20 protein-coding genes and 1 pseudogene are annotated in these 23,138 nt (G+C 37.0%); all 21 read right to left on the reverse strand.

What is annotated here, in order from left to right:
- Positions 1-57: 57 nt before the first annotated feature.
- The 21 genes and pseudogenes from ftsZ to BTHG_RS04215 all read right to left on the reverse strand — a co-directional run bounded on the left by ftsZ (position 58) and on the right by BTHG_RS04215 (position 23,014).
- Positions 58-1,218, reverse strand: a complete 1,161-nt coding sequence (gene ftsZ / locus BTHG_RS04110) for a cell division protein FtsZ (RefSeq protein WP_010282639.1) — start codon at positions 1,216-1,218, stop codon at positions 58-60.
- Positions 1,219-1,434: 216 nt separating this feature from the next.
- On the reverse strand, positions 1,435-2,727 hold the full coding sequence (ftsA, locus tag BTHG_RS04115) for a cell division protein FtsA (protein ID WP_010282641.1): 1,293 nt from the start codon (positions 2,725-2,727) through the stop codon (positions 1,435-1,437).
- Positions 2,728-2,858: 131 nt separating this feature from the next.
- Positions 2,859-3,221, reverse strand: a complete 363-nt coding sequence (locus tag BTHG_RS04120) for a small basic family protein (RefSeq protein ID WP_010282644.1) — start codon at positions 3,219-3,221, stop codon at positions 2,859-2,861.
- A gap of 18 nt (positions 3,222-3,239) precedes the next feature.
- On the reverse strand, positions 3,240-3,950 hold the full coding sequence (locus tag BTHG_RS04125; RefSeq protein WP_010282646.1) for a DUF881 domain-containing protein: 711 nt from the start codon (positions 3,948-3,950) through the stop codon (positions 3,240-3,242).
- Between the two features lie 45 nt (positions 3,951-3,995).
- Positions 3,996-4,696: pseudogene (locus BTHG_RS04130) on the reverse strand (DUF881 domain-containing protein).
- Entirely contained in the window at positions 4,686-5,489 is an 804-nt protein-coding gene (locus tag BTHG_RS04140) for a cell division protein FtsQ/DivIB (protein WP_010282656.1), read from the reverse strand. The pseudogene BTHG_RS04130 and the gene BTHG_RS04140 overlap by 11 nt, the downstream one beginning before the upstream one ends.
- Positions 5,490-5,656: 167 nt before the next feature.
- Complete coding sequence (gene murB / locus BTHG_RS04145) at positions 5,657-6,565, reverse strand: UDP-N-acetylmuramate dehydrogenase (protein WP_010282659.1); 909 nt, start codon at positions 6,563-6,565, stop codon at positions 5,657-5,659.
- 164 nt (positions 6,566-6,729) lie between these two features.
- Positions 6,730-7,818: an undecaprenyldiphospho-muramoylpentapeptide beta-N-acetylglucosaminyltransferase gene (gene murG, locus BTHG_RS04150; protein ID WP_010282661.1), complete on the reverse strand. Its 1,089-nt coding sequence runs from the start codon at positions 7,816-7,818 to the stop codon at positions 6,730-6,732.
- A gap of 107 nt (positions 7,819-7,925) precedes the next feature.
- Positions 7,926-9,026, reverse strand: a complete 1,101-nt coding sequence (gene spoVE / locus BTHG_RS04155; protein ID WP_026021680.1) for a stage V sporulation protein E — start codon at positions 9,024-9,026, stop codon at positions 7,926-7,928.
- Between the two features lie 236 nt (positions 9,027-9,262).
- Positions 9,263-10,615, reverse strand: coding sequence for a UDP-N-acetylmuramoyl-L-alanine--D-glutamate ligase (gene murD / locus BTHG_RS04160; RefSeq protein ID WP_010282665.1), 1,353 nt, complete (start codon positions 10,613-10,615; stop codon positions 9,263-9,265).
- Entirely contained in the window at positions 10,616-11,590 is a 975-nt protein-coding gene (gene mraY, locus BTHG_RS04165; RefSeq protein ID WP_010282667.1) for a phospho-N-acetylmuramoyl-pentapeptide-transferase, read from the reverse strand. It lies immediately after the preceding gene.
- A gap of 2 nt (positions 11,591-11,592) precedes the next feature.
- Positions 11,593-12,039: a hypothetical protein gene (locus tag BTHG_RS04170; protein ID WP_010282670.1), complete on the reverse strand. Its 447-nt coding sequence runs from the start codon at positions 12,037-12,039 to the stop codon at positions 11,593-11,595.
- Complete coding sequence (locus BTHG_RS04175; protein WP_010282673.1) at positions 12,040-13,503, reverse strand: UDP-N-acetylmuramoyl-L-alanyl-D-glutamate--2,6-diaminopimelate ligase; 1,464 nt, start codon at positions 13,501-13,503, stop codon at positions 12,040-12,042.
- 207 nt (positions 13,504-13,710) lie between these two features.
- Positions 13,711-15,666, reverse strand: a complete 1,956-nt coding sequence (locus tag BTHG_RS04180; protein WP_010282678.1) for a stage V sporulation protein D — start codon at positions 15,664-15,666, stop codon at positions 13,711-13,713.
- 177 nt (positions 15,667-15,843) lie between these two features.
- Positions 15,844-18,060, reverse strand: a complete 2,217-nt coding sequence (locus BTHG_RS04185; RefSeq protein ID WP_010282680.1) for a penicillin-binding protein — start codon at positions 18,058-18,060, stop codon at positions 15,844-15,846.
- Between the two features lie 2 nt (positions 18,061-18,062).
- A complete protein-coding gene (gene ftsL, locus BTHG_RS04190; RefSeq protein WP_010282681.1) occupies positions 18,063-18,425 on the reverse strand; it encodes a cell division protein FtsL in 363 nt (120 codons plus the stop codon).
- A 56-nt stretch (positions 18,426-18,481) separates the two neighbouring features.
- The gene (rsmH, locus tag BTHG_RS04195) at positions 18,482-19,414 is read right to left on the reverse strand and encodes a 16S rRNA (cytosine(1402)-N(4))-methyltransferase RsmH (RefSeq protein WP_010282683.1); all 933 of its coding nucleotides are present in this window, start codon (positions 19,412-19,414) and stop codon (positions 18,482-18,484) included.
- Between the two features lie 58 nt (positions 19,415-19,472).
- Positions 19,473-19,904, reverse strand: a complete 432-nt coding sequence (gene mraZ / locus BTHG_RS04200; protein WP_010282685.1) for a division/cell wall cluster transcriptional repressor MraZ — start codon at positions 19,902-19,904, stop codon at positions 19,473-19,475.
- A 121-nt stretch (positions 19,905-20,025) separates the two neighbouring features.
- Positions 20,026-21,651, reverse strand: coding sequence for a bacillithiol biosynthesis cysteine-adding enzyme BshC (gene bshC / locus BTHG_RS04205; RefSeq protein ID WP_010282687.1), 1,626 nt, complete (start codon positions 21,649-21,651; stop codon positions 20,026-20,028).
- A 91-nt stretch (positions 21,652-21,742) separates the two neighbouring features.
- Complete coding sequence (locus tag BTHG_RS04210; protein ID WP_010282688.1) at positions 21,743-22,135, reverse strand: DUF3397 domain-containing protein; 393 nt, start codon at positions 22,133-22,135, stop codon at positions 21,743-21,745.
- A gap of 3 nt (positions 22,136-22,138) precedes the next feature.
- Positions 22,139-23,014 carry a 2-dehydropantoate 2-reductase gene (locus tag BTHG_RS04215; RefSeq protein ID WP_010282689.1) on the reverse strand — a complete coding sequence of 292 codons (876 nt, stop codon included), beginning with the start codon at positions 23,012-23,014 and terminating at the stop codon, positions 22,139-22,141.
- Positions 23,015-23,138: the final 124 nt, after the last annotated feature.

The raw sequence follows: 23,138 nt of genomic DNA on the forward strand, positions 1-23,138 counted from the left end.
AAAGGCATTCGACAATTCTTTGTCAAATGCCTTTTTAATATGTTGTTGGATATCTATTTATCCTCTTCTTTTACGGTTACGTAGGAATGTTGGTACATCGATTTCTTCTTCTACATGACCTGCACTACGAGTATTCACTTCTTGTGCTGGCTCTTCACGCTTGATTTCTCTTTCTCTTTCTCTTTCTCTTCTAGGAGCAACCTGTATCTGTGGCTGAGGTTTAGTACCAAAAGAAGGACGAGATGGTCGAGTTGTATCAATTTCTGCTTCTTTAAAACCAGTGGCAATTACTGTTACAACGATTTCTTCTTTTAAGTTTTCATTAATAACAGAACCGAATATCATGTTCACTTCTTGGTCTGAAGCAGATGCTACAATATCAGCTGCCTCTTGTACTTCATATAGACTAAGGTTTGTCCCACCTGTGATATTCATAAGGACACCTTGAGCACCATCAATAGACGTTTCAAGCAATGGACTTGAAATTGCTTTCTTAGCCGCTTCAGCAGCACGATTTTCACCAGTTGCAACACCAATACCCATTAGTGCTGATCCTTTGTTTGACATAATTGTTTTTACGTCTGCAAAGTCAAGGTTAATTAACCCTGGAACCGCGATTAAGTCTGAGATACCCTGTACACCTTGTCGCAATACATTATCCGCTTCACGGAATGCTTCAAGCATTGGAGTATTTTTATCTACAATTTCTAGTAGTCGATCGTTAGGAATAACAATTAGAGTATCTACTGATTCCTTCATTGCTGAAATACCACCAGCTGCTTGAGTTTGACGTTTTCTTCCTTCAAAAGTGAATGGTCTTGTTACAACACCGACTGTAAGGGCACCTAAATCCTTAGAGATTTGTGCGATTACAGGTGCTGCACCCGTACCAGTTCCACCGCCCATACCTGCAGTAACGAAAACCATATCTGCTCCTTTAAGAGCTTCTTCTATTTGTTCTCTGCTTTCTTCAGCAGCCTTTTTACCAACTTCGGGATTTGCCCCAGCTCCTAAACCGCGGGTTAATTTTCCACCGATTTGCATTTTTATTTCAGCTTTAGAAAGGTTTAAGGCTTGAGCATCTGTGTTAACTGCAATAAATTCTACACCTTGAACTCCATGTTCAATCATTCGGTTTACCGCGTTATTACCACCGCCACCTACACCTATAACCTTTATAGTAGCTAATTGATCAACGTTTGTATCAAACTCTAACATTATAAGATCCTCCTAATTTGCAAATATACTTCTCTATTCAAATACGCCTTGGCGTATTTGCGCCCAGATTTTTTCGAGCCCGCTCGAAAAACTTCCTTTGAAAATCTGAGGCATCCGCCGGAGGCTTTAACTTTATTCAGCCCGGTTTTTATCCCCAACTTGTATTCTATTACATCATGTCCTGTAAGAAACTCTTCTGAATAAAGTTAAACTGTCTTATTCAAAGAAGAGACCAAAAAACTTTTTAACCTTTTTCCCAATATTTTGTTCTTCTTTTGAGTTTTTTGGGTGACTTTTCGCTTGAGGCTGTCTGGCAGGTCTTTTTTCAGGACTTTCCACCTGGACAGTAGTGCTAATTTTTCTTCCTTGAATTCTAGCTTGCTCATAAGCGAACTGCAGTAAGCCTACACCTGTTGCATATTGAGGTTCTCTGACTCCAATATAGTCTGGCTTAGCAATTCTCACATTACTTCGTAATACTAGTTGAGATAACTCTAATACTCCAGGCATGTTCACTACCCCACCTGTAAGTACGAAGCCACCAGGAAGATCTCCTACACCCATTTTCTTAATTTCCTTTTGTATTAATTGTAATATTTCTTCTAATCTAGCTTCGATGATTTCAGAAATTTGTAATTGGGTAAACTGTTCTTGTTGATCACTACCAATAATTGGAACATCAAACACTTCCTCATCAGAAGCATCATCGTAGAAAGCATGTCCATGTTTAATTTTAATTTTCTCTGCATCCTCGGTAGATGTCCGTAAACCAATTGCTAAATCTTTTGTGATATGGTCACCACCAACAGGTAGAACACTCGTTGCTTTTAAGTAACCATGATTGAAAAGCGCAATCGTTGTAGAACCACCACCAATATCAACGAGAGCAACACCTAAGTTTTTCTCATCATCAGATAATGAAATGGAACCTGATGCAAGAGGCTGAAGAGAAATTGCTGTGATATCCAGTCCTGCTTTTTCTACACAACGTAGCAGGTTATGTAAAATTGTACGCGAGGTTGTGATAATGGTACCTTCCACTTCAAGTCTAACACCTAACATACCACGCGGATCACTAATTTCATCATATCCATCGACAATAAACTGCTTTGGTATCATATCAATAATTTCTCTTTCTGGGGGGAGAGAAATAAATTGTGCGGCATCGATTACACGTAATACATCTTCATTACTTATTTCGCGGTTTTGACGAGACTCCGTAGAAACTGCCACAACGCCATGGGCATCTTGTAACTGTACATTGATCGCTGGAACCGATACAACTACTTGATTAATAGAAATGCCTACCATTCTTTCTGCTTGCTCAACTGCCTTTTTAATAGAATGAACGGTTTCATCTATGTCTACAATTGAACCTTTTTTCAATCCTTCTGATTTAACATTACCCACACCTATTATGTTAAGAGAATCATCAACCATCTCACCGATAATAACCTTAACATTGGATGTACCGATGTCAAGACTAACACATATTTCATTGCTGTTCATTCTGTGGCACCTCCTTTTTCCAAATAACACAACTCACATATTGTTTTTCGAACAACAAATGCTATTTTTCATATAAATTTTTGTATATGAAAAATATTCAACAAATATAGGGAATTTCCCTTTATAAAAAATCAATTTTTTTCTATTTTATCACGAGATAGGCTCCATTTGGATAAAATTATTCGTCTTATAACCGCAATATTTTGGAAAAGCCTTACTCCAAATGCAAAAACGGCTACCAAATACAAGTCTACACCAAGATGGACACCTAGAAAAGCTAAACTTGCAGCCAATAAAATATTAAAAAAGAAACCAGAAACAAAGACGGACTGATCGTAGATATTTTGTAGGTGTGCACGAATACCTCCGAATAATGTATCTAATGCGGCTAATACCGCAATCGATAAATAATTTGAATACTCTGCTGGGATTTTAAATTCCGACAACAGTCCGAGGATGATTCCGACTATTAGACCAAAAATTGGGAGCCACATAACTATGTTCCACCTTTATCACTTTTTATCTGGTTCCATATTAGGTTCCATTTCTGTAATCCTAATTGGGTCATCAAACGCAGGAATTGTTACGACTTTACTTGGTTTTGATATTTTCAAACGCAAATTATCTATAAAGAACTGTCGTTCCGCTTCTGATGCTTTTAGTTTGTTATAAAGTCGTTCTGCATCATCTGCAATCACCTTAATTTCTATTGGTAACGAACTTAAGGAGTACGAATCAATTTTAGGTCTCCCTTGAATTTCACGAATCACCGTTGTGGTAATAACCCGATGCCCATCAATTGAAATCGCCTTTGCCTGATAGGAATTTAATTCATTTACAAGCCATCTCAGCAAACTCGGTGAGATGGTTGTAGCCTGTCTGCCTGCTTCGTTGAACGATTGCTCAACTGTAATCGTGATTCCAGGTCCTGATACTTGAGTAAGACCTGCCTGCTTCTTTAATTCATCAAGCGTATCCTTTAGAATGAGAATTTTACTATCATCACGTTGATTTTCATATTGTTCTAACTTCGCTTCATATGTATAAATTTTAGTTAAAAGTTGCGTATATAATTCTTGCGATTGCTTTAAGTCCTCTCGTAATTCCCATAAGTCACGGGTATCACGTACTTCAGGTTCTTTAATGGTTTGAAATTGGACAGCAACCATAAAACCTATTATACACGTAATGACCGTGAAGCTAATGCCAGTTTTTTTGTCCAATGAAACCACCTTACCTTCAATGTGAAAACAGATTACCCGTCTTATTTATTTTTTTGTATTAATTAATGGATCCATCTGAATTTGAGTTTTATTCTCAATTGTCACGACTATATTATCCTGTATCAATTGGTCTGTGATTCCGCCATTCATATTTAAAGCCGACACAAGTATATTGGGGTCTCCAATTGCTGAAATGACAAATGGAGCCGGATATGGGTTGCCATCCACCACAACAACAGGTCCATTACAGTAAATATAAGAGTCATGACTGAGTCTTTTCCCATTAATAGAAACAGCTTGGGCACCAGATACATAAAGTTCATTAATAACCTTAAATAAGTGACTTTCATGAACTAAATAATTGTTAACGTCCTGACCTGATGGAACATAGGAGGCATCCTCAAGGGTTACAGCTACTCCTGGCCCTTTCACACCGATTTCACCTACTACCATCCGGTACTTCTCAACCTCTTCAACAAGATTAAAATAAATTTGTTCTTGTTCTTCCTTCGCTAACTCCTCTTCTATTTCTGAAATTTGATTTTGTTTTTCAATCAACTTCAGTTGGAGCTCATTATTTTTTCATTTTGTTCATTTAATTCTTTTCGAATCTTTGTTTCTTCATTCCATTGTTGTTCAGTTACCTGATTTGATTCCAGTTGTTCCTTTGTAAATTGATACGAGAATGAAATCATAAAGCCCAGAACCAAGCAAACAAATGAAAGAATAACGTGCCTACCCTTCACCTTCATTTGTTACCATCTCCCCTTCTTCATTGGTGTTCTCGTATTCATAAGGAATAAAAGTAGGTACTACATCAAGTTCAATATACCCTTTGAGTGACGGATCTAATTCACTTACGATGGTTGGATATGCAATTAAATTTTTTGAAAGGTTTCTTACAGTCGCTCTAACCTCATACCCATCATTCATGTATAGGGTCATCTGAAGGGGATCATATTCAGTAGGCGTATGATGAATTTCAGATATTAGTTTAGATATTGACGGTTGGATTTTATTTAATTCCTTTGCTAACAACGTTAAGGCTTTACCATCCCAGTCAACTAAAATTGGTGCATCAACAGGAATCGCTTTCGAACCGTATTTTTGCGCATTTTCAATAATTTTTCCATCTTCAAGTATAGGATAAAAAGTACGATTACCACTTATATATCCTACCCTTTTCAATTCATTAACATTTATCGTGATTTGATTTGGAAATTTTTTTTGAATAGTAACTTCCTTAATTTCTGGGTGTTTGCGGATATTTTGGATTACCTCATCACTACCAACCTTCCAAAAGCTTGTCCCAACTTCTAATTTACTCAGCTTTAAAATCTGCTCGGATGTGATATTTTGGTTGCCTGTAATGGTAATAGTGCCAATTTTACTTAAAGGAGATTGAAAATAAAGAATCCCTGAAAGCAATAAAAAGAAAAACGTGATATACATAATCAATCGTCGATTAGCTTTTTGTTTTCTTCGCTGCTTTAGCTTTGGAATTCGATCTTCTATTGTAACAACCTTTTGCTTTGCCAAATACATTCACCCCGCGAATCAAGAATCCCAAAAAATCCATAAATTATAAAAACCCTTTTAACGAAAGAATAAACGGCATGTATACATGCCGTTTAAAATTAAATACATAACACATACATGTTATTGTATTATATCATATTTTCCTAAGAAATGGTTGCAGAAACTGGCTACATCCGACCAATTATTTCAACTTCCGTTTCCATTCTTACACCATGTAAAGTATATATTTTCTCCTTTACAAATTCAATCAAGTCTAACACATCTTGTGCTTTCGCATTTCCTGCGTTGACAATAAAATTCCCATGCATTTCTGAAATTTTTGCACCGCCAATGGAATGGCCTTTTAAGCCAGACTTTTCAACTAATTGTCCCGCATAATTTGGAAGTGGATTACGAAAGATACTTCCAGCACAAGGAAGATCCCATGGTTGAGTATCTCTTCGATATTCTTTATTTTTCTTCATGACTGCTGAAATCGTTTCTTTATCTCCTTCTGTTAATTGAAATGTGGCTTCAACCACAATACCTGGTCGCTTCTTCTGAAGGATTGAAGTACGATAAGAATATTCCATTTCCTTATTTGAAAGCCATTCAAAGCTTCCATCTTCAAATAAAACATGTGCCTTTGTTAATACTTTAGAAATGTCAGAACCGTGTGCCCCTGCATTCATATAGACAGCGCCACCGATAGAGCCAGGAATCCCACTCGAAAACTCAAGTCCAGATAAGCCTTTTCTTGCTATTTGTACAGCTAAACTTACTACTGAAAACCCGGCACCAACAGTTAAGGAAGTACCATCTAATTCTAAATGGTTAATGCCATTACCAAGTTTAATAACAGCACCTTCAATCCCTTTATCAGAAACTAAGAGATTTGACCCTCTACCGATAGCACGCCATTTGACTCCATGCTTTTTTATAATTTCAAGGCTCTTTTTTAATGATTCTATACTATTCGGTTCAATGAATATATCCGCAGAACCACCAATCTTAATGGTAGTATGTTTCGATAATGGTTCATTTTCTAAAACCTTACCAACGTTTGCTTCTTGTAATTCACTTATAATTTTATCCATAATTACCTCCTTCATCAGCATTCTAACTTGGAACCAATATACTGTAGTATATGTTCTTTGCTGATTCATGGTCCATTTGCCTAAAATAGAAAATTACAAGGCGCCTGGAGCTAGACATTAAAATTGGGGACATCTTTCTTATCCCCTAAACAAATACGCCTTTACTAAATCAAATCTTTCATCACTTTGTATAGCCTGCTAGCGGCATCAGGTATACCTATTTGTGAGGAAACCTTTTTCATTTCCTCTAACTTTTTCGTATTTAAAAGGATAGAATCTATGTCCTTAATTAACTGTGACCCTGTTAAATCCTTTTCTAATCGCAAAATAGCCGCCCCTTTATCACTTAATGATCTTGCATTTTTCTCTTGGTGATTATTGGTCACATATGGGCTCGGCACCAAAATACTTGGTAAACCCAGAGCAGTCAATTCAGCTAATGTAGTTGCACCTGCACGAGCAACAACTAAGTCTACACCAGATAATACCTCTGGCATGTTATGAATAAACGGCTTGATAATGACATTCTTAGGATTTCCAATCGCCTTTACTTGATTTAGAACATGATCATAATGAACTTCGCCAGTTACATATAAAAACTGATAATCTTTTTCTTTCACTTCAGGTAAGGCATTTATAAATGCATCATTAAGTGGTTTAGCTCCCCTACTTCCACCTACTAATAAAACAGATTTTTGGGAACTAGTAAGGCCGACAGATTCTCTTCCTGCTCTACCATCTTTTCCAATTACTTCAGAAGCCCTAGGATTTCCGGTAAGGACTACTTTTTCTTTAGGGAAAAATTCTTTTGCTTCCTCAAAGCAAACCGCTACTTTGTCAACATACCGGCTTAAAAACTTATTGGTAAGACCAGGAATGCTATTTTGTTCATGAATGACAGTTGGAATATGTAACTTTGATGCTGCATATACAACCGGTCCGCAAACATAACCTCCTGTACCAATGACAACATCTGGTTTAAACTCTTTAATAAATCGTTTGCTATCTTTTACACCTTTTAAAAACCGGGTGATTGTTTTTATATTTTCAAAGGAAAGCTTTCGTTTAAACCCTGTAATATTGATTGTTTTAAAAGGAATCCCTTCACGGGTTACAATTCCACTTTCTAACCCTTTTTCAGTGCCAATATAGAGAAATTCGGCCGAAGGGTTAAGCTTTTTGATTTCTTTTATTAAGGCTAGCGCAGGATAAATATGCCCTCCTGTACCCCCACCACTTACTACAATTTTCAAGGAAACTCCTCCCGTTTGGAAGTATTTATCGTTAAAATAATTTAACCCTGCTATATAAACAGGGTTAAATCATTTCATAGTATAACATATATTCAAGGTATTTTGGGTTAATACCTTGAATACCTACTAATATTTAAAAGCACACCGACTGCCATTAACATTAAGGTTAAGGACGATCCTCCATAGCTTAGGAATGGTAATGTAATTCCTGTCACTGGCATCAAGCCTGTTACGACTCCGATATTAATAATAACTTGGATTGCAATCATTCCAATAATACCAATTCCAAGGAAGCTTCCATATAAATCAGGAGCTCCTAATGCAATTCGTACACCTCTCCATAGTAAAATACTAAATAAGATGATGACAAATGATCCACCGATAAAACCCAATTCTTCTGCTAGAATCGCAAAGATGAAATCTGTTTGTGGTTCAGGCAAATAGAAAAATTTCTGTCTACTTTGTCCTAAACCTAAACCGAATAATCCACCAGGCCCAATTGCATATAACGATTGGATGATTTGAAATCCTGTTCCTAACGGATCTTCCCAAGGATCTAAAAAAGATGTGATTCGTTTAATCCGATAGGGTGCCGATAAAATCAAGGCGACAAATCCCGCCACACCAATTAAGCCTAGGCCAACAAAATGAGAAATTCTTGCACCTGCGACATAAATCATTACTACACAAGTACCAACCATCACCGTTCCCGTCCCTAAATCTGGCTGAAGCATTATCATACCAAATGCTAGAAAAACAAGCGACAGTGAAGGCATTAACCCTTTTTTAAAGGAAGTAATTTTTTTTTGATTTTCTGATAGAAACTTGGCCAAGAACGCAATCATCGCTAATTTCATAAATTCTGATGGTTGGATGGAAAATGCTCCGACTCCGATCCAACTCTGTGAACCATTACGTTCCATTCCAATTCCAGGGATTAATACTGCAACTAATAATACAAAACAAATAATGATAAGGACTTTTGCCCACGTTCTCCAAGTCCAATAGTCTACATTCATAATGAAAAACATCGCAATGACTCCAACACTCGCAAATAAAAGCTGTCTCTTCGCAAAGAAAAACGAATCATCAAATTTATATGTAGCCCATACGGCACTGGCACTGTACACCATAATCAATCCAACTGCTAAAAGTGTAAGTGTTGTAATAATTAATATGATATCAGGAGTCGTTTTTTGGGTCACAATCAAAACACCTCTACATTCTAGATTCAGAGCATGGAAAAAGCGCAAGCGCCTCAGAAGTTGAACATCGACTAAAGACCGCCACGTCCTATGGCGAACGTCGATGTCAGAACCTCCTGTTCAAGCCCGACAAGCATAAGTCGAATCACGCTCAGAAATCCTGATTTCTGGAGTGATTTGGCTTATGTCCTCGAGCGGCTAGGCTACTTGTGCTAGATTAATCTAGATTGTCCAAGCCCTTACTTAAGCTTATGCACGGCGTTTATAAAAATGTCTCCTCTTTCTTCAAATGTTTTATGTTGATCCCAGCTAGCGCATGCCGGTGATAATAAAATGACATCACCCTCATTTGAAAGATCATAAGCTACTTTAACCGCTGCTTCAACATTATCGACATTTTTTAAAATTTCTATTCCAGCGAGTTTACCCGCTCGTTCAAGCTTTTTAGCGGTTTGACCAAAGAGCACCATTGCTTTTACACGTTTTAACTCATTTACAAGATCATCAAACTCATTACCACGATCTAACCCTCCTGCTAACAAAACAACAGGCTGTTCAAAAGCAGAAATCGCCTTTTTCGTCGCAAGGATATTTGTAGCTTTTGAATCATTATAAAATTTCCGGTTATTTATGGTCGTAACATATTGAAGGCGATGTTTAACACCTGTAAAGGTAGTTAACACCTCAAAAATGGCATTATTTGATGTTGAAACAAGCTTTGCAACTGCAATTGCTGCCAAAATGTTTTCAAGGTTATGAACCCCTGGTAAAACAATATCTTTAATATCAATGATTTTCTCTTGATTAAAATAAATTGCTTGGTCCTTTATATAAGCACCTGTCTCTAGTTGCTGAGTAGTTGAAAATGGGATTTTTATACCTCTACTACCTTCAGCAGCTCTAATTACATCCTTGTCATCAACATTAATGACGCAATAATCGTTCTCTGTTTGGTTCTTAAAGATTCTAGCTTTTGCCTTGATATACTCTTCCTTCGTTCCATGATAATCGAGATGTGCATCAAAAATATTTAATAATACTGCAATTTTAGGTGCAAAATCTTTAATTCCCATTAATTGAAAAGAGGAGAGCTCCGTAACGATAATATCTTCCTTGTTTGCCTTTTGGGCAACCTCACAGGCTACTGTTCCAATATTTCCTGCGATTAAAGGGGATTTTGCACCTTTATCGAGCATTTCGAAAATTAAAGTAGTCGTGGTTGTCTTTCCATTAGAACCAGTAATTCCAATAAAATCAGCAGGAGTGATATGATACGCTATCTCCACTTCCGTTAAGATAGGAATTCCTTTTTCTTTTGCTTTTACAAGGAGGGGATTACTATAAGGAATCCCTGGGTTTTTGACAATAAAGTCAAAATGATCATCCAAAATTTCAATTGGATGACCTCCACAGAATACCTTTATCCCCATTTTTTCAAGCTCCTTAGCTGCCTCATTTTCTTCGTATGACTTTTGGTCGTTAACTGTAATGATCGCCCCAATTCCATGAAGAACCTTAGCTGCAGCCAAACCGCTTTTTGCAAGTCCAAGTATTAATATATGTTTGTTTGAAAATTCAATTGTATTTTTCATTTAAATCCACACCTCAATATAGATTCCAAGAATCGCACATAATAAACCAACCGTCCAAAATGTAACAACAACTCGCCATTCAGACCAACCCACTAATTCATAATGGTGGTGCAAAGGACTCATTCTAAATACACGTCTGCCAGTTGTTTTAAAGGAGATAACTTGAATAATAACAGACAATGTCTCAATTACAAAAACCCCACCAATTAATAATAGCAAGACTTCGAGCTTTAGCATAATGGCCACCGTTGCAATAGCCCCACCAAGCGCAAGCGAACCTGTATCGCCCATAAATACTTTTGCTGGGTTTGCATTAAATACAAGGAATCCAAGAACTGCCCCAACTACAGCCACACAGAAAATGGCAACATCATATTGTGCTTGATTCCAAGCTAATACAGCAAAAGCTCCAAATGCAATTGCAGCCGTTCCAGAAACTAAACCGTCTAAACCATCCGTTAAATTGACCGCATTAGAGAACCCAACTAACCAAATAATTAAGAATAAAACATAAAAGATTTTTAAATCAAACTGAAAATCTGTTCCAGGTATGGAAATAGCTGTTGAGAAATTATTTTGTTTGAAAATAAAATAAAAAATAATAGCAATAACGATTTGACCTAACAGTTTTTGTTTCGAGGTCAAACCGAGATTCCTTTTCAACACAACTTTAATAAAGTCATCTAAAAAGCCTAATATCCCGTAACCTAATGTTACAAACAAAAGCAGATATGTAGTAACCGTTAGTTCTCCTAATCGATTTGACACCAATATCGTAGTAAGCAAAATAGAAACCATGATAATGATTCCACCCATTGTCGGTGTTCCCGATTTTTTTTGATGGGATTTTGGTCCTTCCTCGCGGATACTTTGTCCAAATTTTAATCTACGTAAGAAAGGGATAAAAATGGGGGAGAGAATGACACTTATTACAAATCCGATTGCTATTGAATAAAGGACTACTTCTTCAATCATCATTATCCCCTCCCATCTTCAAACGTTGTTAAAGTATTTGCTAGCTTCTTAATTTCGTTCACTATTTGTTTGTTTTGTCTCATAATTTCCGTTTCATTAGTAAAAAGTCTAAATTTTGTCATTGTATCATACCCATTTTCTTCGATTTTTTTTAGATAAAATTCTATGATTAGTTTGAGTGCTGGTAGCGGATCTTTTACAACGTATACAGGGAAATGATTGGGAAGAAAGAGTGGTAATTCTTCATCCTTTGGCCAAACTGCTGCAACTGCACCATTATAAAGTGCCTTTTTTAATAATTCATCCCCTTTTTCTTGCTCAATAGAAATATATAGGCCTTTTTTCGATAAAATCGTCGGATCAGTTATGACTTCTTCGAAATAAAAATCATCATTCTTTAATCCATACGCATCCCGAAAAAGTTTCCACATATCATGATTAGATAACAATTATCTCAACTCCTTAATTGCACGGGCTGCAACAAGGCGGTCATCAAACGAATGAGTTTTATTCCCAATGATTTGGTAGGTTTCATGTCCTTTGCCAGCAATGATTATTATATCATTCTCAGCTGCATTTGAAATAGCATAAAATATTGCTTTTTCACGATCAGGAATCGTAACATAAAATTCTCCTTGAACTCCAGCCTCCATCTCCTTTAGAATTTGAATGGGGTCCTCCGATCGTGGATTATCTGAAGTAAAAATAGGAACATCCGCATATTTTGTTGCAATTTGAGCCATGATTGGTCGCTTTGACCGATCTCGGTCCCCACCACATCCAACTAGGACGATAATCCTCCCTTTTGAAAACTGTTTTACCGTTTGTAAGACATTTTCCAAACTATCAGGGGTATGTGCATAATCGACAATCACAGTAAAATTTTGCCCTTCCTTCACTATTTCAAAACGCCCGGGTACACCTTTAACCTTTTCGACGGCTTTTATCACGGTTGAAATCGCTATTCCCGAAACAATACATGTCGCAATTGCAGCCAATACATTATAAACACTAAATAACCCAACTAGATTCATTTTTATTTTAAAAAGACCTAACGGGGTTATTAAATCAAACTCAGTTCCAGAGGCTGTCATACAAATATTACTTGCCATAATATCAGCAGACTGATCAATTCCATATGTAATAATTGTTGCGGAGGTAGATCTTGCATATTCCTCTGAAGCAGGGTCATCATTATTTAAAATAGCGAATTTCGGATTATCTTTTTCAAACCGATTCCCTAAACTAGAAAACAACAAACCTTTCACTCTGCGATACTCTTCAATCGTATGATGATAATCTAAATGATCCTGAGTCAAATTCGAAAAGACGGCTACATTAAAATCACATCCATGGACCCTACCGATATCTATGGCATGAGACGAAACCTCCATCACTGCTGTGTTTACTTTTTCAGTCACCATTTTGTGGAAATACTTTTGCAACACAACAGATTCTGGCGTCGTATTTTTCATTTCAATCATTCGCTCACCAATTTTTGTATACATCGTTCCAACAAGTCCTGTTTTCTGGCCAGCCTCTTTAAATATCTCCTCGATTATATGACTTATTGACGTTTTCCCATTTGTTCCTGTTATCCCAATCAATCGGAGCTGATGGGTTGGATGTTCGTAAAACGCATCTGCCAATACAGCCATCGCCCTTCTTGTATCCTTCACCTTGATGACCGGGATCGATACTTGCACATCTTTTTCAGCAATAATTGCAACTGCACCTTTTACCTCTGCTTGTTTTGCAAACAAATGGCCATCAAATGTACTACCTTCTATACAAAAGAATAAACTTCCCTCTTCTACCTCCCTCGAATCCATTTCAAGAGATGTGATTAAAGGATCGGCACTACCCTTTTCCGTAAAATCATGCAAGTTAGCTAATAACTCTTGTAATCTCATCATGAATTTTACCATTTCCTCTCGAAAAATTTATCAGGAATTCGCATCAAGTTAACATAATACGATAGTCTTTAGCAGTTGTCTAGTAGCCTATTTTCCTATTAGACATATAAAAAGGACACCTTACCAAAAATTTTATTCCTCTATATTAAAGGTATTCCTTTTTACAGAAAAAGAAGCTCAAAGGGAGAATCCTTCAGAGCTACTTTAGTTTTCATCTTTTGATTCTTTTTTATCAGTGGCATCCCCCAAGTGAATCCGTAATGTTGTTCCTTCCTTAACCCGTTCCCCTGCATTTGGAGCCTGATCGACAACAACATTTCCTTCTCCACTAATATCCAATTTTATATTCATCAATTGTTGTTGCAACTCTCGTTTTGTTAAACCAATCAAATTTGGAACCTCAAGATATTTTTTATCTGTCCATAATTTAATTTCTTTCTCTATTTGTTTGTCTCGCTTTTCAATTCCAAGCAGAGGCAAGCTTTCACGCATGATGTTTCCTACGATTGGCGCAGCAACAACCCCACCAAATTGTACTGTTCCCTTCGGGTTGTCTACAGCAATGTAAACCACTATTTGTGGATCATCAGCTGGTGCAAAACCAATAAACGATACAATATGGTTATTCTGTAGATACCCACCACCTTTTTTTGATTTTTGAGCAGTACCTGTTTTTCCACCTACACGATAACCATCCACATACGCTCCACCACCTGACCCTTTAGCGACTACATGTTCTAGAGCATAACGCACTTTTTCTGACGTTTCTTCCGAGATCACACGTCGCTTCGCCTCAGGCTCATTCCGTTTTACAACTTCTCCAGTAACTGGGTCTACCCATTCTTTAGCAACATATGGCTTATATAGGGTTCCTCCATTTACAGCAGCTGCAACAGCTGTAACTTGTTGAATAGGCGTCACTGCAACCCCTTGACCAAATGCAGTTGTAGCTAACTCTACCGGCCCAACATTTTCTGGTTTAAATAAGATTCCGGTACCTTCCCCTTGTAAGTCTATTCCTGTCTTTTGTCCAAAACCAAAATCCCTTATATACTTAAATAATGTATCTTTTCCTAATCTAGTTCCTAATTCAACAAATCCAGGGTTACATGAGTTTTGAACAACCTCTAAAAATGTCTGATGTCCGTGACCTCCCCGTTTCCAACACTTAAGGGTCGCTCCCCCCACTTTTACGAATCCGGGATCATTAAAATGGTCTTTGTCTAAGTTTACTTTCCCTTCCTCTAACGAAGCAGCGAGGGTTATTATCTTAAAGGTAGAACCAGGTTCATACGTACTCCAAACGGGTAGATTACGGTTGTACACCTCTTGTGGAACATTCCGAAAGTTTGCTGGATCAAAGTCTGGCCTTGAAGACATTCCTAATATTTCACCATTTTTGGGATTCATTGCAATTGCAATTATGCCATCTGGGTTGTATTGTGCTTCAGCGTTATCAAGTTCACGTTCGATAAGGGATTGAATTCTCGTATCAATCGTTAGCCTTAAATCAAGACCATCCTTTGGTGGAGTATAATCATCAGCGATATTAGGCATTCTTTTCCCCTTCGCATCGGAATAGAATTGAACACTCCCCTCTTCTCCCTTTAATTCTTCATCATAGCTCTTCTCTAGACCAGTTAAGCCCTGATTATCAATCCCAGCAAAACCTAGAACATGGGAAAGATAGCTACCAAATGGGTAGTGACGTTTGGAGTCTTCCGCTATGTAAACACCTTTTATCCCTAAAGCACGGACCTCATTTGCTTTTTCATGGGATATTTTTCGCCCCTCTGGGTTAATGTAAACTTTTGACTCGTTTTGGGTAATTTTCTTATATGCTTTTTCTTTAGACATATTCAATACGGCAGCAAGCTTCTCTGAAGCTTCAGCAGGATTCTCAATTTGCCTCGGAACAACTAAAACCGTCGGCGCACTTTGATTCGTTGCTAGCACAACATCATTTCGATCAAGAATTTTTCCTCGTTCAGGTTCAAACGGTATATCCCTACTCCATGAATCCTTTGCGAGCGCGGTCAGTTTCTCACCAACAAAAAACTGAACATACCCTAAGCGAACATCAATGATAAGAAATAATAAAAAACCTATAAATAATACTATTGATAACCTCCGTCGTACTGTCACATTTGAAACTCGCATATCGATGTACCTCCTAAAAACATAAAATCCTAGGCTCGTCTAAATATATGCTTGTACATATATGAATAGAACGTAAAAGAAAAGCACAAGGCGCCCGTCTATCGGCTCGAGGTAGACATCGAAAACTAAGTACGGAATCATGTATATTTTCATTCATTAAAAAAGGAACTGAAAAATTCAGTTCCCTTCGTCTTTTTGTTCACTTTTTTCTTCGTCAACCTTTTCTTCTTTTGGTGTGTTTGGTGGTTCAAGTTTTACAGTTACCTTATCACCACTTTTTATAATAGATCCTGCCGCTAAGCTTTGATTTACAACATACCCTGTACCGCTATATGAAACTTCGATATTCATTAGATCAGCAACTCTCATGACATCCCTTAAAGACCACCCCGTCATATCAGGCAGGGTTGGTTCTTGGTCGGTAAGAAGGAATATTGGTTCATTTGGTAGAATTTTTTCCCCTTGCTTTGGACTTTGAGCAGTAATATTCTTTCCATTTCCAATAATAGTTGCTTGAAGTTTTAGCTTTTCAATCAACGACTTTGCCTCGCCGATTGATTTTCCTACATATGAGTCTGTTTTAATTTCTTTATCGACACTCACATTCTTTTCAACCTTTTGCTCATTCGGTTGAATATTTAAGTATTGCAAGCTATTCTGCATTACATGGTTGAAAACAATTGCGACTGGTTCATTTCCAATGTCTGTGTCCTTAAGCTTTGGTTGTTGAACAGCAACATAAACGATTAGTTTCGGATCATCCATTGGAGCCATTCCGAGGAACGAGTAAATGAAATTACCCCTCCCTGCTAAATAACCACCTTTCGGACTAGGTATTTGTGCAGTACCCGTTTTCCCAGCTACTTGATAACCTTCAAGATTATACAGTCTTCCTGTCCCATCCGTTACAACCTTGCCTAGTAAATCCATTACTCGCTTTGCTGTACCTGCTGATACAGGTTGTCCTGCCACTTGAGGCTTATGATTTACAACCGTTTTGTTTGTATCAGGGTCGACAATCTTATCAACAACATATGGCTTCATCATCTTACCACCATTGGCAATCGCAGTAGCTGCCTGCACTTGCTGAATTGGTGTAACAGAGGATGCTTGTCCAAACGCCGTTGAAACTCTATCAATCTCCCATTTATAGTTAATTGTATTTTCAACTTCACCTTCTAAATCAATGCCAGTTGGTCGATCAAGTCCAAAACGACCTAAATACTCTAATAACTTATCTGTCCCTAACTGTTCGTTTGCAATTTTCGCAAAGGCAACGTTAGAAGATTTTAACACGCCCTCGTCATAAGTTATTGTTCCCCAACCTACCCTGTTATGGTCACGAATCGTTTCTCCACCAGCAGAGTAGCTCCCGGAAGCAAATGTAGCATTCCCATTATAGACTCCCTCTTCAATCGCTGCTGCTAATGTGAATATTTTCATCGTTGAACCTGGTTCAAATGGATAGGAAATGACATCATTCAAATAATTTTCGATGTTTCTACTATTTGGGTCAAAGCTAGGTCTTGTTCCCATAGCTAAGATTTCACCTGTTTTTGGGTTTGCGACAACACCAATTACTTTTTCAGGCTCATATTCCTTGACAGCCATGTTCATAGCGTCCTCTAAAAAGGTTTGTATCGTTTGGTCAATCGTTAAGTAGACATTACTTCCATTATCAGGAGCTACTATTTGTTCTTTAGCATCTGGCAGTTTATAGCCTTTCGTATCACTCTGGAATTTCATATATCCATCTTCTTCACGGAGATATTTATCAAGGCTTTTTTCAACCCCCAACATCCCGACAGTTTCCGTCGCCTTCGTTTTCTCGTCAGTGACCTTCTGAGCATACCCGACAACATATGATGCAAAAGTTCCATTCGGGTAGTAGCGTTTTAATTCTCTTCTAAACGCAATTCCTGGTAATTCCAGGCTTTCAATTTCCTGCTTTAATGATGTACTAATATCTCGACCAAAAGTACCAAATTCAACCTGTTTTCTTTTAGGTTTTGTCAATATTTTATACATTTCGTTTTCATCCATATTTAAAAGTGGAGCAAGCTTACGAGCCGTTTCTTCAGGATCAACAACATGTTGTGGGTTATCTTCGTCAACGGTTAATTCTTTATCAAGGATTGCGACAACGGTGTAAGATGAAGTATCTTCAGCAATCGGATTACCATTGCGGTCATAAATCGCTCCTCGATGCGCGTCAATCACTCTTTGTTTCGTATATTTTTCTTCTGCTAAAGCCGCTAAAACGACACCATCAACCTTACCTGTACCTTGGATATACAAAAATCTTGCCATTAATGTAAAAAAGAGCAAAGCAAATATTATACTAATAAATGCTGCTCCTCTATTTATATTGTTATTTTTAACCTTCATTTTCATAATTAATTTCCTTGCACAACTTTAACGTTATTCTCATTTAACACTAGGCCAAGTTCTCTAGCTTTTTCCCAAAGTCGTTCATATTCGCTTAATTCTTGAACTTGTACATAAAGGTCATTGTTTGTTTTTGTTTGTTGACTGATTGACGCTTCGATTTGCTGAATTTCGATATTTGTTTTGTATATGGATACTTGGTTAGATATGATATGAATAGCGCAGAATATCACAGCTATTGAGAATATCATCCCCAATACCTTTTCCCCTATCGAAATTCGAAATTTCTGTCTTCTAGTTGGTCTCGTCTTTGGTGTTTGATCTGGTTGGTAGTTTTCTGTTTGTCTAACTTTGTATGCTAAATTACTCATCATATCCCTCCTTAAGTATCTCTTTTATGTTTCACAAAAATCACTTGTTTTTTCGATCAGAGTTTCTCTGCAATTCTTAGCTTTGCAGAACGGGCTCTTTTGTTAACCTCTAATTCCTCTTCTGAAGGTAATATCGGTTTTCTTGTGATAAGTTTTAATTTTGGTTTGTATTCATCTGGTATAATTGGTAATCCCGGTGGTAGGGGTGGCCCTTCGCTTGCCTTTTTAAAGGCTACTTTACAAATCCTGTCCTCAAGTGAGTGAAAGGTAATAACACTAACCCGTCCGCCTGTCGCCAAAAGCTCAATTGACTGATGAATTGCATCTTCAAATACTTTTAATTCATCATTAACTGCAATTCGAATCGCTTGAAAGATCCTTTTTGCTGGATGTCCACCAGTTCTTCTTGCCGCAGCAGGAATCCCCTCTTTAATTAAGTCCACCAGCTCTAAAGTTGTTTCAATGGGTTTCTTTTCCCTTGCCGCTTCTATTTTTCTAGCAATTTGTTTTGAAAATTTTTCTTCTCCGTATTGAAAAAAGATCCTTACCATTTGTTCATATGACCAATGATTTACAACATCATACGCTGATAATGACGAATCTTGGTTCATTCTCATATCAAGTGGTGCATCGTGATGGTAGCTAAACCCTCTTTCCGGGTTGTCCAATTGCGGAGACGAAACACCCAAGTCAAATAAAATTCCATCAACGGCTGTTATACCATGTTCATGTAATTTTTCAGTTATGTTGGCAAAATTACTTTTGATGATGGTAACAATGTCACCATATTTCGCAAGTTTGTCCCTTGCATGGTCAATGGCGATATCATCTTGATCAAAAGCAAATAACTTGCCTTTGTTTGAAAGTTTAGAAGCTATGTATGAACTATGTCCTGCACCACCAAGTGTGCAGTCAACGTATATTCCATCTGGATGAATCTTTAATCCATCTGCAGCCTCTTTTAATAGAACGGTTTTGTGTTCGAACATGTTTGCACCTCTTATAATTATCTTGTTATATCATTATTATCTTTAACACAGAAGATAATTATATATCAAAACCGATCATATTTTCAGCTATATCAGAAAAAGATTCTTCAGAAGCAGCAAAATATTCTTCCCACTTCTCCTTACTCCAAATTTCAATACGGTTTGATACCCCAAGCACCACACATTCCTTTTCAAGCCCAGCATACGAAAGAAGTGGTGTTGCAATATTTACTCTTCCTTGTTTATCAAGTTCACATTCAATCGCTCCAGAAAAGAAAAATCGTGTGAAAGCACGAGCGTCTTTTTTAGTCAATGGGAGTGTTTTTAATTTATCCTCAAGTATTTTCCATTCAGATTGTGGGTAACCGAACAAGCATTGATCCAATCCCCTAGTTAAAACAAATGTTTCACCTAGGTTATCTCGAAACTTAGCAGGTATTATCATTCGGCCCTTCGTATCAACAGTATGATGGTATTCTCCCATGAACATATCCATTGTCCCCACTTTCTGTATTTATATTACCACAATCCCCCACTTTCCACCACCCAAAATTATTATTTTTTTCCAAATGAAAAAATCCCCGGAATTCCGAGGATTTTCGATAGGTTTTTTATAGTTTTATTACCTTATGTTTTCCGTTAAATTCAAACGGGAGTTCTACTAAATCTTTAATAAATTCGTCTCCATACTTATTTAAATAGTAATACACATTCCATACTCTCTCTTGCGGGGAACCAAGTGGGAGAAGTGATGTTTCAATACGGTTGAACCGATTCAATTCAATTTCATTACGTTTTAATATACTACGATTAAATGTGTTCTTTAGGAAGTCAAACTGGGCTTGAATGTTTTGCGCATTTTTTAATAAAAGTTCCGCTAATCCTGAATCAACTTCAAGTCCCACATTTCGAACCTTTTTGTGGATTTGCTCTACTTCTTTCTTTGCTTCATTAATCACCCTGTCCACATCAGATGTTTGCTTATCCAACCATGTCTTTTTTGCTTTTTCAAGTTCACCAGCTAAGGCACCCTCAATTGTTAAACCAATATCTTCAATATTGGATTCAATCGCTCTTTCTACAATTGTCATCATTAATCGTGGCACGACAGGCGGCATCTCAATGTCCATTACCGAAAACACTTGTTTAAGTTCTGCCCAATAGGATACCTCACCAGGTCCAGAAATAAACGCAAGAGTTGGGAATAAGAGCTCCTGCATAACTGGCCGAGTAACAACGTTGTTACTAAGAAGTTCCGGTTGGTTCTCCGCTACTTCAAGCAATTCGTCACCACAAAGGATACACTCATTATTTTTCCCGCTAAATATATCATGTGCCACATTATACTCAAGCAATATGCGTTCATCATTCTGAGTATAGAAAAGATTTGCACTAGACTCGTTCATGTCTATTGTTTTTGGATACTGATATGATGACAGTACTTCCTGCTGTAGTAACAGCGAATCATGGATTTCTCTATTTTTTTCAACCATTTTTCTTAAATATTGCGATTGAAGCTTTCTAATTTCTTTCGAACCAGAATCCACAAGAACAAGCCCCGATTCTCCAAATAGTTCATTAATAATTTGTATAAAGAAATCTACATATGTTTTTGATTTATTTACATAGCCTGTTAATCGATCGAGTAAACCATTTGTATAATTGGTTTCTCCATATGTCTCAAATATGTCTTCAATCCACTCCAGTAACCCATTTTGTTCGATTTCTATCGATGATACCATTGTCTTCCGATTGTGATATTGTGGGACCGCCCTTTTTCGAATACCATTCTTAAGGTTTACATAGAGGTGATTGATCTCTGCAAAATCATGATCTTCTCCTGCAATCCAAAACACCGGTATAACGGGTACATTTAATGTCCCTTCTTGTTCTTTTGCAAGCTTTATAATAGAAACGATTTTATGAATTGTATATAACGGACCAGTCATTACACCCGCTTGCTGACCACCTATAATTACCATACTATTTGGATTTGTTAGTTTGTTGATATTGTCAATCGTATTTGGATGGTAATTTAATCTTTTATTAAAAGCAAGCAAATGCTCTACAAGTTTTTCGCGTTCAAAATATCGTTTTATAAGATCTTTTTTTCTCACCTCATAGACTAAAGGAGAATGTATGTCATAATCGAAAAATTTCTCTATATCCATTCTACCTGAAAGGTAATCATTCATTAATCGATTTGAAGCTGGCAAAGAGAGATCCAAAACCTCCATAAATTATTGTTCTTCCTTTCTTATCCAGTATATATCTTAGATGAGTATAGCACGCTTTTTATAGAATCCAAAAATATCCGCTCATGGTTATTTAATTTATTGTAGTTGTAAAAATACGGTGGACCAGTCCAATGAGCAGTAAAACAAAATAAGCAACCGTTGAAGTTAAAAAAACGAATCTCCAAGACTTTCTCACTACCTTCATCATTTCTATCTCTCGGCTCTTCCTCCATGTAACGAAACCCATAAACAAAATAGACATGATGAGGAAAAGAATGATCAGCCAAAGCATGCTCTTTCCAACAATCACAAGCAAAAGGTAATGCACTGCGATGAGAAAAAATACAGTCGTGACATCAACAGATAGAAAAAATGATTTTCGAGTGTTTTTTAAAATAAATCTACTAATTATGTAGACTAGTAAAAATCCTAATAAAGGAACTGTAACAAATGTCGCAGCTATACTAGCAAAAAAATTGACCATTCCCTATCCCCCTTTTATTTCAAGCCCTTTTATAGAATCAAAAAGAAATTGTATGACTGCTACTTCTTGTTTTAATTTTTCAGCTTCAACTAACAAATATCCTAAAATCGCATCAACCTCTGTTTTTCTCCCCTCCTCAATGTCTCGAAGCATAGAAGATTTATTTTCAGCAGTATTTTTGCAAATCGTGGTCACAAGCTCCCACATTTCGTTTTTATTAGAAGGAATGACAGAAATGATGTCATTAAAGACAGCATTCATTTGATTGTGAAAATATTCATTATGGAGCAATTCCCCATTTCTGACGCCATAAAGGGCTGTTAACGGATTGATTACAGCATTTGCAATGAGCTTAGATGATATGATTTCATACCAATTTTTATGAAATTCGATTGGAAAATTATAAATCTCCTTATCTAAACCATAATTCTTTCCTTTAAAAACCCCTATCTTTGTTCGACCTATTCCAGTATGTATGACAGTCGTTTCATTTATCTTAAATGCCCCGTGTTCCACAACTCCAACAAGAATATTAGGATTTTCGAGTTGTTTCATCATGTTGATATGGCTCATTCCGTTTTGAAGGAAGCAAATAGTTTGGACTTTTTCTAAATCTTGAACATTTGATAAAACGTCATTTAATGTATATTGTTTGACTGCAATGAAGACTAGATCTTTGTCTAGAACAGAAGAGCTACTTGTTACAGCTTGTACACGAAATGTTTTTGAAAAATTTTGTTTGTTGATTGTTACACCTATTTTATTAATTTCATCAGCCTGGTGTGTAGTTCTAGTGTATACGGTAACATCATTGTTTTCTGACAGATAGCCCGCAAATAGTAACCCGATGGAACCTCCACCGATTATTCCAATTTTCATAGTTTCCACTCCATATTTCGACCTACTATCATTTTATCAAAAAGTCAGACAAAATGACTAGTGTACCTTATTAAAAGGTGAGCAAAATTTTACAACATACGAAAACCCCAAAGGAAACACCCTT

The organism is Bacillus timonensis (assembly GCF_000285535.1).
In the GTDB taxonomy this organism is placed as follows: domain Bacteria; phylum Bacillota; class Bacilli; order Bacillales; family Bacillaceae_L; genus Ferdinandcohnia; species Ferdinandcohnia timonensis.

What these genes read in the sequence shown, in the direction of transcription:
- ftsZ (WP_010282639.1), bottom strand. Translation starts at nt 1,218, where the DNA reads ATGTTAGAGTTTGATACAAACGTTGATCAATTAGCTACTATAAAGGTT.
- ftsA (WP_010282641.1), bottom strand. Translation starts at nt 2,727, where the DNA reads ATGAACAGCAATGAAATATGTGTTAGTCTTGACATCGGTACATCCAAT.
- BTHG_RS04120 (WP_010282644.1), bottom strand. Translation starts at nt 3,221, where the DNA reads ATGTGGCTCCCAATTTTTGGTCTAATAGTCGGAATCATCCTCGGACTG.
- murB (WP_010282659.1), bottom strand. Translation starts at nt 6,565, where the DNA reads ATGGATAAAATTATAAGTGAATTACAAGAAGCAAACGTTGGTAAGGTT.
- murD (WP_010282665.1), bottom strand. Translation starts at nt 10,615, where the DNA reads ATGAAAAATACAATTGAATTTTCAAACAAACATATATTAATACTTGGA.
- mraY (WP_010282667.1), bottom strand. Translation starts at nt 11,590, where the DNA reads ATGATTGAAGAAGTAGTCCTTTATTCAATAGCAATCGGATTTGTAATA.
- BTHG_RS04175 (WP_010282673.1), bottom strand. Translation starts at nt 13,503, where the DNA reads ATGAGATTACAAGAGTTATTAGCTAACTTGCATGATTTTACGGAAAAG.
- BTHG_RS04180 (WP_010282678.1), bottom strand. Translation starts at nt 15,666, where the DNA reads ATGCGAGTTTCAAATGTGACAGTACGACGGAGGTTATCAATAGTATTA.
- BTHG_RS04185 (WP_010282680.1), bottom strand. Translation starts at nt 18,060, where the DNA reads ATGAAAATGAAGGTTAAAAATAACAATATAAATAGAGGAGCAGCATTT.
- ftsL (WP_010282681.1), bottom strand. Translation starts at nt 18,425, where the DNA reads ATGAGTAATTTAGCATACAAAGTTAGACAAACAGAAAACTACCAACCA.
- rsmH (WP_010282683.1), bottom strand. Translation starts at nt 19,414, where the DNA reads ATGTTCGAACACAAAACCGTTCTATTAAAAGAGGCTGCAGATGGATTA.
- mraZ (WP_010282685.1), bottom strand. Translation starts at nt 19,904, where the DNA reads ATGTTCATGGGAGAATACCATCATACTGTTGATACGAAGGGCCGAATG.
- bshC (WP_010282687.1), bottom strand. Translation starts at nt 21,651, where the DNA reads ATGGAGGTTTTGGATCTCTCTTTGCCAGCTTCAAATCGATTAATGAAT.
- BTHG_RS04210 (WP_010282688.1), bottom strand. Translation starts at nt 22,135, where the DNA reads ATGGTCAATTTTTTTGCTAGTATAGCTGCGACATTTGTTACAGTTCCT.
- BTHG_RS04215 (WP_010282689.1), bottom strand. Translation starts at nt 23,014, where the DNA reads ATGAAAATTGGAATAATCGGTGGAGGTTCCATCGGGTTACTATTTGCG.